The organism is Halorubrum sp. Ea8 (assembly GCF_002252925.1).
GTDB lineage: Archaea > Halobacteriota > Halobacteria > Halobacteriales > Haloferacaceae > Halorubrum.
Map to the genome: position 1 here is coordinate 55,887 of NZ_NHPF01000097.1, position 13,178 is coordinate 69,064.

Sequence of the window (13,178 nt, forward strand, 5' to 3'; positions counted from 1 at the left end):
TGCGTCCACACATGACCGACGACGACACCGACGACGCCGGCGACACCGAGGCGGCCGAGACGACGCCGGGCGACGAGGAGCCGACGACCGGCGGCCGCGGCGCGCCCTCGCGGCTCGGCCGCGTGCTGCTCGGGGTCGGACTGGCGGCGCAGGCCTCCGAGGACTTCCGCGACATGGACGAGACGATCGAGTACGCGGAGTCGGCCGGGGTCCCCGCCCCCGACCTCGCGGCCCCGTTCGCGTCGGGGATGATGCTCGTCTCGGGGATCGGGATCGCGCTGTGGCGAGCCCCCCGTATCACGACGGGTGCGGCCGTGACGTTCCTGACGGTCGTGACCGCGACGATGCACGACTTCTGGAACGCCGACGAGGACGACAAGAGCGGCGAGCGGCTGGCCTTCTTCGGTAACCTCGCGATGCTGGGCGGGGCCCTAGTGTTCCTGCGCGAGGCGTTCGAGTAGCGCTCCTGCGTCGCCGTCGCGGCCGTGACGAGAGCGCTCCCCCGTCGCCGTCGCGGTCGACGCCGACCGCCTACAGATCGCCCGCGTCGAGCGGGTCCTCGAGCTGTCCCATCACCGCCTCCAGCGCGTCGGTCGCGGTGAGGAGCCCGACGATCTCGCCGTCCTCGATGACGAGCGCGAGCTCCTGTGACTCAGCCTGGAACTGGTCGTATGCGTCGCTGATGCTCGTCTCCGGCGAGACCGTCACCGGCGGGGCGGCGATCTCCTCGAACGTCGTCGCCCCCGCCCGGAGCTCCTCGAAGCGGCTCACGATCGACGGGGCGTACACGATCCCTTCGAAGTCGTTCGGACCGTCGCCCACGAGCGGGAACCGCGTGTGCGGCGTGTCGCGAATCCGGTCGAGGTTCTCCTCGATCGACGCCGACGTCGACAGCGAGACGACCTCGTCGGCCGGCGTCATCAGGTCCGCCACGCCGAGCTCGTCGACGGCGAGCGCGTTGAGGACCTCCTCGCGGCGCTCCTCGGGGAGCTCGACCTCCTCCATCATCGACCCGAGGCGGTTGCGGAGCTCCGCGCGCGTCTCCAACACCTCGCTTTCGGTCTCGGTCCACGACCCGGTCATCTCGACGCCGAACAGCCCGAGGGTGGCCTTCGCGACCCAGTCGCCGAACTTGATCAGCGGCGAGATGAGCCACGCGAACCAGTACAGCGGCCGCGCGCCGTACCCGGCGACCTGCTTCGAGCGCTCGACGCCGAGGTACGTCGGGGTCTGCTCGCCGTGGGTGAGGTGGACCATGTTGATGATGAAAAAGCCCAGCAGCGACCCGGCGCCCGCTGACGCGAACGCCGTGTTCGCGAATATCGGCGCGAACAGCGCCGCGAGCCCCGGCTCCGCGACGATACCGAGGGCGATACTCGTCCCGGAGATCCACACCTGACAGGTGGTGAGGTAGAACTCCAGGTCGTCCGTCATCTCCCACGCGCGCCGCAGTCCGGGGGTGTCGATCTCCGACTCCGGATACTGCCGGAGCCGCGTGAGGGCGAACTCGACCGCCACGAAGTACGCGTTGATCAGGATGAGGGCGACGCCGGCCGCCACGCGGAGGGCGACCTCGGTCGGCGGCATCGCTGTCGCGAGCGGGATCATCGTTCCTCCGGTCCCGTCGCGACCCTGAAAAGGATTCAGGACTCCCGCCGTCTCGTCGCGACTCGTCGTCCGCCGCCCGCTACTCGTCGTCCTCGTACGTCGAGAGCCCGTCCTCGGGCGGGAACTCCTCGACCGGCACGGTCGTCTCGTCGCCGCTCGCCATGTCTTTCACCGTGTACTCGCCGTTCCCGAGGTCGCGCTCGCCGACGACCACGACGGTCTCGGCGTTGATCGAGTCGGCGTAGCCGAGTTGGGCGCCGAACGAGCGACCGGAGACGTCGCTCTCGACGACGACGCCGTCGTCGAGCGCGCGGAGGTCGCGGGCGAGCGCGGCCGCCTCGCCCCGCGTGTCGCCCACGCTGAGCACGTAGTAGTCGGTCGAGAGCTCCTCGTCGGGCCAGACGCCGGCGCGCTGACAGAGGAGCTTGAGGGTGGCGTGGCCGGGCGCGACTCCGACCGCGGGAGTCGGTTGGCCGCCGAAGCTCTCGATCAGGTCGTCGTAGCGCCCGCCGCCGAAGACCGAGCGTGACACCTCGCCCGTGGAGTCGAAGCACTCGAAGACGACGCCGGTGTAGTAGTCGAGCCCGCGGGCGGTCGTCAGCGAGATCTCGCAGAACTCGCCCGCGCCGAAGTCGTCGGCCGCGGCGAGCACGTTCCGCAGGTTCTCGACCGCGGCCGCGACCTCCTCGCCGCCGGCCTCGGCCACCGCGTCGAGGTCCTCGGGGGCGTCGACGCCCGAGATGAGGTCGTCGAACTCGCGGGCGGTCGCGCGGTCGAGCCCCGCGTCCGAGAGGAGTCCGAGGTACTCGCCGTCGTCGACCTTCGCGCGCTTGTCGACCGCGCGGATCGCCGCGGCGGTGTCGACCGTGTCGGGATCGGCGGCGAGCGCCCGGACGAGCCCGCCGAGGATGTCGCGGTGCGAGACGCGGAACTCGAAGTCGTCGCCGGTGAGCCCGAGGTCGGTGAGCGCGTCGGCGGCGACCGCGAGCACCTCGGCGTCGGCCTCGGGCGCGGACGAGCCGAACACGTCGATGTTCGTCTGGTAGAACTCGCGGAACCGGCCCTGCTGGACCTGCTCGTAGCGCCAGAACGGGCGGGTGGAGACCCACTTGATCGGCTTCGACAGCTCCTGGCCCTTCGCGACGACCATCCGGGCGACGGTGGGGGTGAGCTCCGGCGTCATGGAGACGCCGCGGCCGCCCTTGTCGTCGAAGGCGTACAGCTCCTCGACGATCTCCTCGCCGGACTTGTCGACGTACATCTCCGTCCGCTCTAGGGCGGGGGTGGCGATCTCGCGGAAGCCGTACCGGCTCGCGGCGTCCTCGATCGCGTCGGTCACTTCCCGGCGTGCGGACTGCTCCCCGGGGTAGAAGTCGCGGAATCCCTTGAGACCGTCGTACATACGCGTCGGTTCGGCGAGCGCCCGCTTGAAAGCATCCTTTCGGGGCCGCGGCGGCTCGCTCGCCGCCGCCTCGCTCGCCGCCGCCTCGCCTCTCCGGCTACTCCCCGCCGTCGCGCGTCGGGAGGTCCGGCTCGAACGCGGCCGCCTCGACGGCCATGTCGAGGACGTCCTCGACGTTCTCGTCCTCGGTCACGCTCATCGTCGCGTCGACGGACTCCGCCCGCACCGCCTCGAAGCGGTCGTGTTTGTTCGCCACGGTGAGGAACGGGACCGCGTCGCCGAACAGCTCGCGGACCTCCTCGCGCAGCTCCAGCTGGACGTCCAGCGGGTAGCCGCAGTCGCCGGAGGGGTCGAGCACGAAGACGACGACGTCGGCGAGGTGTTCGAGTGCGCTGACCGCCTGCCGCTCGATGTCGTTTCGGTCCTCTTCCGGGCGGTCGAGCAGGCCGGGGGTGTCGACGATCTGGTACCGGACGTGGTCCCGCTCGAAGTGACCGATCTGGACGCCGCGGGTCGTGAACGGGTACTCCGCGATCTCGTTGGAGGCGCGGGTGACGCGGTTGACGAACGACGACTTCCCGACGTTCGGATAGCCGGCGATGACGATGGCGGGCTCGTCGGGCCGGATGTCCGGGAGTACCTTCAGCTGGTCGCGCGAGTCGCCGATGTACCGCAGGTCCTCTTCGATCTGGTCCATCACGTCGGCCATGCGCGCGAACGCCTGTTTCCGGTGTTTGCGCGCGGTGTCGACGTCGGAATTCCGGACTTTCGTCGTGTACTCGTCGCGCAGGTCCTCGATCTGACGGCTGGCCCACATCACCTGCGAGAGCGCCTGCCGGAGGCGGTCGACGTCGACGATGGCGTCGGCGAGCTCGTAGTAGAACGGGTCGACGTCGAAGCCGAAGTCCGGCCACGAGACGACGACGTTCTCCAGGTTGTCCGAGAGGACGTTGCCGGCGGTCCGTAACATCGACTCCTGCGCCTCGTGGCCGCGCTTCGCGCGTCCCGCGCGGGCCGCCCGCGAGAACGCCTTGTCGACGAGTTCCTCCGATCGGGGGGTCGTCGGGAGGCCCTCAAATATCATGTTGGCCGTTCTTGTCCACCGACGCGTATAAGACCGTCCGTTCGGGGACCCGCGCGACACGGCGGCACACGGTCGGACGCGGTGGGGTTCGGCGGCGACGGTCACCGGAGGCGACGCTCCCTCGCCGGGAGTCCCCCGTCGCCGCGTCGATGACGATGAACGATCGTTATCTTCGCTACGCATATTCCAAGACATATTTATGCTTCAAAGGAATACGGTCGCTCATGGCACGCTCGTTCACGCCCACGACGTACGAGGACATCGACCCGGACCGCCGTCCGAGCCTGGCGGCGGCGCTGGTCCCGGTCCTCGCGGTCGTGGCGTTCCTCGGTATCGGCTCGGCCGTCCTCGGCCTCGACCCGCACGCGCCGCTCCTCTGGAGCATCGCCTTCGTCGGCGTCTTCGGCCTCTGGCTCGGCTACGACTGGGACGACCTGTTCGACGGCATCGCCAACGGTCTCGTGATGGGGCTGCAGGCGCTGCTGATCATCTTCACCATCTACGGGCTCATCGCGACGTGGGTGAGCGCCGGGACGATTCCGGGGCTCATGTACTTCGGGCTGGAGACGCTCACGCCCGCGACGTTCCTCCCCGCCGCCGCGGTCGTCGCGGCGGTCGTCGCCTTCGCGATCGGCTCGTCGTGGACCACCGTCGGCACGCTCGGCGTCGCCTTCGTCGGCATCGGCGCCGGGCTCGGCGTCCCGGACCCGATGACGGTCGGGGCCGTCCTTTCGGGCGCGTACGCCGGCGACAAGCAGTCGCCGCTCTCGGACACGACGAACCTCGCCGCCGGGGTGGCGAACACGGACCTGTACGCGCACATTCGCCGGATGCGGACCGGCACCCTCGTCGCCTTCGGGCTCGCGGTGCTCGGCTTCCTCGCGCTCGGGCTCCGCGCCAGCGGCGCGATCCCCGCGGGCCGGATCGCCGAGATCCAAGGCGCGCTCGCCGGGACGTACGCGATCACGCTGCTCGCGTTCGTCCCCCTCGCCGTCACCTTCGGGCTGGCGCTGCGCGGGTACGCCCCCCTGCCGACCCTCGTCGCCGGCGTCTTCGCCGGCGTGCTCACGACGGTGTTCGTCCAGGGCGCCGGGTTCGTCGCCGCGTGGGACACGTTCATGTACGGGACCGCGCCCGAGTCCGGCTCCGAACTGGTGAACGAACTGCTCGCGACCGGCGGCCTCACCGGCTCCGCGTGGACGATCACGGTCGTCGTCGCGGCGCTCTCGCTCGGCGGGATCTTGGAGCGGACCGGCGTGTTGGCGGTGATCGCTCACGCCTTCACCTCCGCCGTGCGGAGCCCGGGCGCGCTCGTCGCCGGCACCGGCGTCTCGGCGATCGTCATCAACGCGCTCACCGCGCAGCAGTACATGAGCATCGTGCTCCCGAGCGTCACGCTCCGGAACACCTACGAGGAGTTCGGGATGGACACCGACCAGCTCTCCCGCGCCGTCGAGGCGGCGGGGACGCCGACCGGCGCGCTGTTCCCGTGGCACGCGGGCGCCGTCTACATGGCGGGCGTCACCGACGTGCCGACGCTGGAGTACGCGCCGTACTACCTGTTCGCGTTCCTCTCGCCGCTCGTGCTGTTCGCGATGGCCGCGACCGGCTACAGCCTGAACGCGACGCCGACCGACGCGGGCGTCGGCTCCGCGGCGACGGCGCCCGCGGCGACCGACGACGACTGACGGGTCGACGGCGGCGGTCGGCCGACGCGTTCCCGCCGGTTCGTCCCTGCCTGTCGAACCCGTCAGCCGGTGAGTTGTCCCGGCGACTTACTCGTCGCCGCTCTCGGCGATGAGTTCGTACGAGGTGTACTCGATCGCGTCGGGATCGTCGGCGAGCAACGGATCCAGCAGTTCGTCCTCCCACGTGAGCCAGTCGTCCGGGTACTCGGTCTTCGCCACCGGGTCACCCGCCGGTCCCCAGACGTCCGCCCACGCCTCTCGGCTCTCGTACACCCAAACGGCCGCGAACTCCCCGGCCCGGTCCCCTCTGATACCGCGGCCGATCCGGTGTTCGACCAGCCCGGGAACGCCCTCGAACAGCCCGCGGTCGACGGCCTCCGCTACCGCGTCGCGGAAATCCGACGGGGACGCCGACTCCGCCAGCTCGTAGTGATGAACGCTTACGACCATGGTGTCTCCCCGTTTCGGGAATCGCGCGCGCCACTGATGAATGCAGCACCCCGCGTTCGGCACGGGGCCTCCCGATCGCGGGGAGTCCCGTCGGAATCGCGGTTCCGAGGCTTTCAGTCCGGGAGGCGGAACGCGAGACCGTACATCCGCCCGACCGATTCCGACCCGATCTCGCCCGCGAGCCGACGAGCGGTCGCCGCCAGCGCGTCGCCGGACTCACCGGGGCAGTCCGCGGCCACGGTCGCGGCCTCGTCGGCGTGGGCGGAGACGTGACTCTCGGTCCAGGGCACCGGCTTCAGCAGCGTCCGCTCCCGTTCGAACTCCCAGCCGTGCCCCGCGAAGAACCGCCGCAGGAACGCCGCCGGGTAGAAGGTGAGCGCCGGGCGGCCGCGGGCCAGCTCCGACGCGGCGTTCTCGACGGCGAACAGCTCGCGGATCGCGGCGTCGTCCGGGAGCGGGTCGTAGTCGTCGACGACGAGGTGCGCGCCCGGGGCCGCGACCCGCGAGAGCTCCGCGGCGACCGCCGACAGCGCCGCGGGGTCGAGGACGTTACAGAGACCGTGCGCGGTGATCAGGTCGACGGAGTCGTCGGGGAGCGGGACCGCCCGGAGGTCCGCCTCCAGCACCGCCAGTCGGTCGTCGACGGTGGCGTCGTTCCCGTCACCGTCGTCGCCGCCGTTCCCGTCACTGTCGGTGTCGCCGCCGCCGTCACCGACGCGCCGTCGCGTCGTCAGCGCGTGGCCCCGGTCGTTCGTCACGGCGTACACCCGGGCGGCGCCGTTCGCGAGCAGTCCGGCGGTCGCGTTCCCGGCGCCCGCCCCGGCCTCCAGACAGCGCTTCCCGGCCACCGGTCGGTCCTCGAGCGCGGCCGCGACCGTCTTCGGGACGTCCATGCTCCGGGCTCAGTGGTGCAGCTGTTCGGGAACCGGGCTGTCTTCGTGGCGGACCCGCTCGATCAGCGACCGCTGGGCGGTCTCGTCCATCCCGGTGAAGTCGGCGGCGGCCTCGAGGATCATGGTGACGAGCTTCGGGTCGCCGGCGCTGACGACGCTGGTGAGCCCCTGCGCGGCGGCGAAATCGAACCGCTCGCGGACCTCGTCGGGGGCGGTGACCGGGCGGTACCAGTTCGCGAACGGCCGGTCCGCCTCGGGGAGCTCGTCGGTCGGCGGCCACGAGCCGCCGGCGAACGCCTTGATCCCGAGCGTGCCGACGTCCTCCGCCTCGGCCCGGGCGAGGACGGCCTCGTAGTCGTATTCGTCGCCGTCCTTGCCGGCGACGACGGGGTTCAGCGGGAACATCACGGTCTCGAGGTCGTCGATGCGGTCGAGCGCGTCGAGGATGAGGTCGGGGTCGCCGTGGCTCGTCAGCCCGATGTGGTCGATCAGCCCCTGCTCTTTGGCCTCGCGAAACGCCGCGAGCGCGCCGTCGTCGCCCGTGATCGCGTCCAGTTCCTCGTCGTACTCGAGCCCGTGGAGCTGATACAGGTCGATCTTGTCGACGCCGAGGCGGTTCAGCGAGCGGTCGAGCTTGCGCCACGCGCCCTCGTACGTCCGCTCTTGGGTCTTACAGCCGAGGAATATCTCCTCGCGGTGCTGGCGGAGTTTCGGGCCGAGCTTCAGCTCCGCGTCGCCGTACGTCGGCGCCACGTCGAAGTGGTTGACGCCGTAGTCGAGGACGTGCTCGACGAGCTGGTTCGCGCCCTCCTGTTCGAGCCAGTTGAGCGCGATCGCGCCGAACGTCATCACGCTGCTGTGGTGACCGGTGTCACCGAGCGGGCGGGTCTCCATACGTGCGCCATCGCGCCGGTGGGGCATAACGGTTGGCGGCGCCCGGCCTGACGGGCCGACCGTCGCGGGTGCTCCGAACGCGCTCCGCGGTCCGGTAGGTTTACCGCCGTCGACCCCCCGCCGATCGAACATGAGCTTGGAGGTCGCCGTCGCCGTCCCGTTCAAACACCGCGCGAAGGAGCGGCTGGGCGAGGGCGAGTTCGTCGTCGCGCTGTCGCTCGACCGCGACTGGTTCTCGCCGGACCAGGCGAAGCGGCTGGTCGACGTCGCCGTCGGCCGCGGGCTGGTCGCCGAGGAGGACGGCGACCTCGTCGCGCGCTTCGACCCCGACGACGTGTTCGTCCCGGAGGGGTTCGCGCCCGACGAGTCGATCCTCCGGGAGCAGTCCACCTTCGAGACCGCCCTCGACGCTATCGTCGCGGCCGGCGTCGAGAAGCAGCGCGCGGTCGCCGCGATCAACGAGCGACAGCGCGCGCTCGCGGTCACCATCGAGGCGGCCGCGGTCCTCGTCGCGAAGGAGCACGGCGCCGCGGTCGATCACCTCGCGGCCGACGTGCGCGAGGAACTCGCCGCCGCCGGAGAGCCGTCCGGCGACGCCGACGAGGCGGCGACCGACGCCGCGGGTGACGCCTGATGGTCGCGGACCGACTGACCGACGGCGTCCGGATCGGCCAGCTGCTCGCGTCGGAGGTCTCCGGCAACGAGGGGCGCCTGCGGGACCTCGCGCTCGCCGACGCCGACCCCGACGTCGAGCCGACAACCGACGGCGCGCTCGCGTACCGGATCGTTCGCGAGGGCGAGGCCGGCGGCGACGGCGTCGGGCGCGAAGTCGCCGAGGTGTACGTCCACCCCGACCGCGTCCGGGTCGAGTTCGTCGGCGGCGACGCGGACCGTGAGACGGATGCTGTCGACTCGTCCGACGCGCCCGATATCCCCGGACTCGCCGCCGCCGCGGCCGACGAGGCGGGCCTCCGCGTCAGACCGAAGGCGGTCCGCCCGCCGCGGACGCTGGTCTTCGTCGAGGACGGCGCGCAGGTGAAGCGCGCGCTGCCGGTGCTGGCGGCCGTCGTCGACGCGATATAAAAGGGACCGCCGTCGGGCCGTCCGCGGCGGCGTCTCAGTCCGACCGGCCGCCGTCGCCCATCGCGACGTTGCGCGACGCCGACGGGTCGTCGGGCGACTCTCCACCGACCTCGAACTTCCGGAGCAGCGCGCGGAGCCGCTCGGCCTGATCGGCGAGCGAACCGGCCTCGGCCGTCGCCTGCGACATCGCGGCGAGCTGCTCGTCGGCCGCCTCGCTGACGTCGTCGGCCTCGTCGGCGGTCGACTTGCTGATCCCTGCCACCTCCTCGACCATCGACACCGTCTCCTCGGTGCTCGCGGCCTGGTCGTCGGTCGCCTTGCTGATCTCGCGGATCCCGTCGTCGGTCTCGGCGGCGTTGCCCGCCACCTCGGCGAACGCGTCCGCGGCGTCGCTGACGGCCTCGGCGCTGGCCTCCATATGCTCCTCGGCCGTCCGGACCTCCTCGACGGTCGCCTGCGTCTGCGACTGCGTGCCGGCGATGAGCTCCTCGATCTCCTGGGCCGCCTCCTGGGTCTCCTCGGCGAGCTGTTTCACCTCGTCGGCGACGACGGCGAACCCGTCGCTCCCGCCGCCGCCGCCGCCGGCCCGCGCGGCCTCGATGTTGGCGTTGAGCGCGAGCAGGTTCGTCTGTTCCGCGATGTCGCTTATCAGGTCGACGATCTCGCCGATGTCGTCCATCCGCTCGTCGAGGACCCTGACCTTCTCCGCGGTCGCGCCGATCGATTCGCGGGACTCGCCGACGCTGTCGATCGCCTCGCCGGCGGTGTCCTGTCCCTCGTTTGCGATCGACGCGGTCTGCTGGGCCGCGTCCGCGACGGTCTCCGTCGAGGAAGCGACCTCCTCGATCGTCGCCGAGAGGTTGTTCATCTCGCCTGAGACCTGTTCGAGCATCTCGCGCTGCTCGTCCGCTCCCTCTGCGATCTCCGTGACCGACCGACTCACGTCCTCGCTGCGCGCCTCGGCCGTGTCCACGCCTTCGACCGTCTTCTCGCTGGCCGCGGACACCTCGCCCGCGAACGACTGGACGTCGCGCATCGTCGACTCGATGTCGTCCATCATCTCGTTGAACGCGGCGCCGATCTGCTCCATCGCCTCGCTCTCGCTGCCGGCGTCCAGCCGGACCGTGAGGTCGCCGTCGGCCGCGCGGTCCATCGTCGCGCTGTAGTCGTCGGCCTTCGTCTCGAGGTGGTCGTTCAGCCGCTCGACCTCCTCGCGGCGCTTCTCGACTTCCGCCTTCGCCTCCTCGACGTCTTGGATCTCCGACTTCTGCTCGGCGACGAGGTCGAGCTGGCGCTGCGCCTCCTCGCGCGACTTCTCGATGGAGTACCAGTTGACCATCAGCGCGCCCACGAGCCCGAGGATGAAGAACGCGTGAATTCCGCCCCAGATGATCGGGTTCTCGATCGCCGCGGCGTGGTTGTAGACGAGGCTCGCGTCGATCAGGCTGAACGCGCCGTGGCCGATGGCGACGTACCCGACGCCGACGGCGAACGGGACCCAGTCCTCGTACAGGGCGAGCACCGCCACGAACACGAAGAAGCTGAAGTGCGCCTCGATGTAGCCGCCGGACAGCTTCACCAACGCCATCGAGACGGTCATGAGGCTGAACGCCGCGAGCACCGTCCGCTGGCGTCGACCGAGCCGAGACACGTTCGCCAGCCCCGCCGTGCCGAGGATGATCGCGACGAAGCCGCCGAGCATCCAAAGCGGCGTCGCGGGGATCTCCGCGCCGGTGAACGGCTCGGTCCCGCTGTACAGCCCCAACGCGATCAGAAACGGCACCTGTACCGCGATCGCGATCAGGACGTTCCGGTGCCGGCCGCCCCACATCTCCTTCGGCATGGACGTGCCGTCCGGGACGTATCGGACGATCTCTCGGATCGTGTGCCCCACGCCGGACGGTCCGGACGCGTCCGCCGCTGACCCAGTGGCTGGTTCGGTCATGACCGGAGGTCGACCCCACCGGTTAAAATATCCCCCTTCCCGAATATTACGACTGATACCGTAAATCGTGCCCAGACGCCGGAGAAAGCCGCAATCCGGGATCCGGAGGCCGGTTCGGCCGACACCACCGAAAACCGGTGGACCGGAGACAGGCGGAGGACGGAGACGTTCTCGAAGTCCGTACATTCACACAAAATATACGTTCTTCTTACCATGAAAATAATTTATGTACCGTCCCGGAGTAGCCCTCGTTAAGGTGATGATACTATTCCCATGCGGCCCGAACTGACACGCGAATTCGATAAAGACCTGCTTAACCAGCTCACCGGCCTCACGGGACTCGGATGGACCACGTCGGTACTGGGATACCTGAGCAGCGTGATCGGCTACGGAAACGGCCTGATAAGCCGACTCGTCGCCGAGCCGCAGTCGCTCCTCTACGTCGGCGGGAGCTTCTTCGTTCTCACGCTCGGGCTCGACCGATTACAGAGCAAAATCGCGGCGGAACCGACCGGCGAGGAGAGCCGGGAGAGCGGCGCCCCGCGCGGCGACCCGCACGAAGGGGAGATCAGCGGAGCCGGCGATCCACGCGACGGGGGGACGTGAGGAGTCGGCGGTCCACACGGGGGGACGTGAGGGGTCGGCGGTCCACGCGACGAGGGAACGCCGTCCGCAACCGGGAGGCCGACCGCGTCGATTTCGTCCCGCTCGCGGTCTCGCTCCCCGAGCCGACGCGTTTTATATCCCTCCGAACCGCGGTACGGCCGTGACGCTCGATCCGATCCACGTCGAGAACATCGCGCGGCTCGCGTACGGGATCGCGAGCGACGTGGACACGACCGACCACGACGACCTCGCGGGGCGGGTGTGGCGCGACTGGCTCCCCGAGCTCCGCCGCGACGGCCGCGTCGTGATCGAGCCGGTGGGCGACCACGAGCGCCGGCTGGCCCCCGTCGACGACGCCGCCCTCGCCGAGCGCCCGTTCGAGACGGTTCACGGGCTCGACTCCGGCACGATCAACCCGACGACGTTTAAAAACGGCCTCGTCGTCGACGTGGCCCACGCCGCGATGGCGAGCGACCCGACGGACTTGGACCTCCACCGCGACCGCACGATCGTCGCCACCGTCCACGCCGGCGACTCCACCGCCGACTTCGACGACGACTGGCGGCAGCGCGACGACGGGCACACCCGACAGCGCGTGCTCCACGCGCCGCGGGTGAACCGGTACGCGGAGGGCGTGGTCCACGCGCTCGCGCTGTACCTCGCCGAGGGAACCCACGCGCTCGACCACGCCGACGAGGTCGACGACCTGCTCGTCCTGGACGGCCCGATCTACCCGAAGGAGCTGTTCACGTGGGAGGACCGCAACCCGGAACTGGGCGCGCTCGCCCGCGAGGCGAAGCCCCGCGCGGTCGTCGAGAAGTACGTCCGGCTGGTCGAGCGCTTCGTCGAACGCGACGTGCCGCTCGCCGGCTTCGTGAAGAACCCCTCCAGCGGGACGATCGTCCGGACGCTGGCGCGGAAGGGGGTCGAGCCGCCCTGGCCGGACGACACCGCGCTGTTCACCCGACTGCTGGAGCGGCGGGACGACGCGGGGCAGTCCAGCGGCGGCGGGGCCGGCGACCCGTCCGGAAGCGCCCGCGGCGACCGCCTCGACGACGCGCTCACGTTCACCACCTGGTTTAGAAGCCGCGGGGGCGCCGACGCGACGATGGCGGCCGACGGCGACGCGCTCGGGATCGACCGCGAGCTCGATCCCGAGCTGTACGAGCCCACGTTCATGATCGTGTACGACCCGCGGACCGACGTGACCTACAAGCTGGAGGCGCCGTACGCGTTCACCCGCGACGCCGATACGCGGGACCGGCTCACTCGGCAGGTCCTCGCCGAGGTGGCCACGACCCGCGGTCCGCCCGAGGCGGTGGCGAAGGCCGACGAACTGGCGCGGATCGACGCCACCGAGAAGGCGGCGCTCCGCCGGAAGTTCGAGGAGCGCTTCGACAGCGACCAGCAGGCGACGTACGACGACCTGCGGTGGGGCAAGGCGGACTTCTAACGCTTCTGACCCCGCCGACGTGGTCGGCGCGTGCCTGCGAGGCCGCATCGCGGCCGAGGAGCACGCGCGAGG

13 protein-coding genes are annotated in these 13,178 nt (G+C 70.5%); 6 read left to right on the forward strand and 7 right to left on the reverse strand.

The window, feature by feature from the left end; genetic code table 11:
- Positions 1 to 11 precede the first annotated feature (11 nt).
- A complete protein-coding gene (locus DJ74_RS10885) occupies positions 12 to 461 on the forward strand; it encodes a DoxX family protein (RefSeq protein WP_094525851.1) in 450 nt (149 codons plus the stop codon).
- A 70-nt stretch (positions 462 to 531) separates the two neighbouring features.
- Here DJ74_RS10885 and DJ74_RS10890 read toward each other — a convergent pair whose 3' ends face one another.
- From DJ74_RS10890 to DJ74_RS10900, 3 genes are all read right to left on the reverse strand, one after another.
- Positions 532 to 1,608, reverse strand: coding sequence for a CNNM domain-containing protein (locus tag DJ74_RS10890; RefSeq protein ID WP_094527255.1), 1,077 nt, complete (start codon positions 1,606 to 1,608; stop codon positions 532 to 534).
- Between the two features lie 79 nt (positions 1,609 to 1,687).
- Positions 1,688 to 3,010, reverse strand: coding sequence for a histidine--tRNA ligase (hisS, locus tag DJ74_RS10895; RefSeq protein WP_094527256.1), 1,323 nt, complete (start codon positions 3,008 to 3,010; stop codon positions 1,688 to 1,690).
- Positions 3,011 to 3,107: 97 nt separating this feature from the next.
- The gene (locus DJ74_RS10900) at positions 3,108 to 4,094 is read right to left on the reverse strand and encodes a GTPase (protein WP_094527257.1); all 987 of its coding nucleotides are present in this window, start codon (positions 4,092 to 4,094) and stop codon (positions 3,108 to 3,110) included.
- A 224-nt stretch (positions 4,095 to 4,318) separates the two neighbouring features.
- On the opposite strand from DJ74_RS10900, the gene DJ74_RS10905 reads away from it, so the two are divergent.
- Positions 4,319 to 5,782 carry a Na+/H+ antiporter NhaC family protein gene (locus tag DJ74_RS10905; protein ID WP_094527258.1) on the forward strand — a complete coding sequence of 488 codons (1,464 nt, stop codon included), beginning with the start codon at positions 4,319 to 4,321 and terminating at the stop codon, positions 5,780 to 5,782.
- An 87-nt stretch (positions 5,783 to 5,869) separates the two neighbouring features.
- On the opposite strand, the gene DJ74_RS10910 is transcribed toward DJ74_RS10905, so the two are convergent.
- The 3 genes from DJ74_RS10910 to DJ74_RS10920 all read right to left on the reverse strand — a co-directional run bounded on the left by DJ74_RS10910 (position 5,870) and on the right by DJ74_RS10920 (position 8,019).
- Entirely contained in the window at positions 5,870 to 6,232 is a 363-nt protein-coding gene (locus DJ74_RS10910) for a hypothetical protein (RefSeq protein WP_094527259.1), read from the reverse strand.
- A gap of 113 nt (positions 6,233 to 6,345) precedes the next feature.
- A complete protein-coding gene (locus tag DJ74_RS10915) occupies positions 6,346 to 7,125 on the reverse strand; it encodes a class I SAM-dependent methyltransferase (RefSeq protein WP_094527260.1) in 780 nt (259 codons plus the stop codon).
- A 9-nt stretch (positions 7,126 to 7,134) separates the two neighbouring features.
- On the reverse strand, positions 7,135 to 8,019 hold the full coding sequence (locus DJ74_RS10920) for an aldo/keto reductase (protein WP_094527261.1): 885 nt from the start codon (positions 8,017 to 8,019) through the stop codon (positions 7,135 to 7,137).
- A gap of 130 nt (positions 8,020 to 8,149) precedes the next feature.
- Between DJ74_RS10920 and DJ74_RS10925 the strand changes: the two genes are divergently transcribed.
- Both DJ74_RS10925 and DJ74_RS10930 read left to right on the forward strand, forming a co-directional pair.
- Positions 8,150 to 8,653, forward strand: a complete 504-nt coding sequence (locus DJ74_RS10925; protein ID WP_170938348.1) for a DUF2240 family protein — start codon at positions 8,150 to 8,152, stop codon at positions 8,651 to 8,653.
- Positions 8,653 to 9,102 carry a hypothetical protein gene (locus DJ74_RS10930; RefSeq protein ID WP_094527262.1) on the forward strand — a complete coding sequence of 150 codons (450 nt, stop codon included), beginning with the start codon at positions 8,653 to 8,655 and terminating at the stop codon, positions 9,100 to 9,102. Before DJ74_RS10925 ends, DJ74_RS10930 begins: the two co-directional genes overlap by 1 nt.
- Positions 9,103 to 9,136: 34 nt before the next feature.
- Here DJ74_RS10930 and DJ74_RS10935 read toward each other — a convergent pair whose 3' ends face one another.
- Entirely contained in the window at positions 9,137 to 11,047 is a 1,911-nt protein-coding gene (locus DJ74_RS10935) for a methyl-accepting chemotaxis protein (RefSeq protein ID WP_094527263.1), read from the reverse strand.
- A gap of 273 nt (positions 11,048 to 11,320) precedes the next feature.
- Here DJ74_RS10935 and DJ74_RS10940 point away from each other — a divergent pair, with 273 nt between their 5' ends.
- The gene (locus DJ74_RS10940; protein WP_241881523.1) at positions 11,321 to 11,653 is read left to right on the forward strand and encodes a hypothetical protein; all 333 of its coding nucleotides are present in this window, start codon (positions 11,321 to 11,323) and stop codon (positions 11,651 to 11,653) included.
- Between the two features lie 160 nt (positions 11,654 to 11,813).
- Positions 11,814 to 13,106, forward strand: coding sequence for a DNA double-strand break repair nuclease NurA (locus DJ74_RS10945; protein WP_094527264.1), 1,293 nt, complete (start codon positions 11,814 to 11,816; stop codon positions 13,104 to 13,106).
- Positions 13,107 to 13,178 lie beyond the last annotated feature (72 nt).

Excerpts from the sequence above, each read along its gene's own strand:
- DJ74_RS10885 (WP_094525851.1), top strand. The coding sequence starts at position 12 with ATGACCGACGACGACACCGACGACGCCGGCGACACCGAGGCGGCCGAG.
- DJ74_RS10890 (WP_094527255.1), bottom strand. The coding sequence starts at position 1,608 with ATGATCCCGCTCGCGACAGCGATGCCGCCGACCGAGGTCGCCCTCCGC.
- hisS (WP_094527256.1), bottom strand. The coding sequence starts at position 3,010 with ATGTACGACGGTCTCAAGGGATTCCGCGACTTCTACCCCGGGGAGCAG.
- DJ74_RS10900 (WP_094527257.1), bottom strand. The coding sequence starts at position 4,094 with ATGATATTTGAGGGCCTCCCGACGACCCCCCGATCGGAGGAACTCGTC.
- DJ74_RS10905 (WP_094527258.1), top strand. The coding sequence starts at position 4,319 with ATGGCACGCTCGTTCACGCCCACGACGTACGAGGACATCGACCCGGAC.
- DJ74_RS10910 (WP_094527259.1), bottom strand. The coding sequence starts at position 6,232 with ATGGTCGTAAGCGTTCATCACTACGAGCTGGCGGAGTCGGCGTCCCCG.
- DJ74_RS10915 (WP_094527260.1), bottom strand. The coding sequence starts at position 7,125 with ATGGACGTCCCGAAGACGGTCGCGGCCGCGCTCGAGGACCGACCGGTG.
- DJ74_RS10920 (WP_094527261.1), bottom strand. The coding sequence starts at position 8,019 with ATGGAGACCCGCCCGCTCGGTGACACCGGTCACCACAGCAGCGTGATG.
- DJ74_RS10925 (WP_170938348.1), top strand. The coding sequence starts at position 8,150 with ATGAGCTTGGAGGTCGCCGTCGCCGTCCCGTTCAAACACCGCGCGAAG.
- DJ74_RS10930 (WP_094527262.1), top strand. The coding sequence starts at position 8,653 with ATGGTCGCGGACCGACTGACCGACGGCGTCCGGATCGGCCAGCTGCTC.
- DJ74_RS10935 (WP_094527263.1), bottom strand. The coding sequence starts at position 11,047 with ATGACCGAACCAGCCACTGGGTCAGCGGCGGACGCGTCCGGACCGTCC.
- DJ74_RS10940 (WP_241881523.1), top strand. The coding sequence starts at position 11,321 with ATGCGGCCCGAACTGACACGCGAATTCGATAAAGACCTGCTTAACCAG.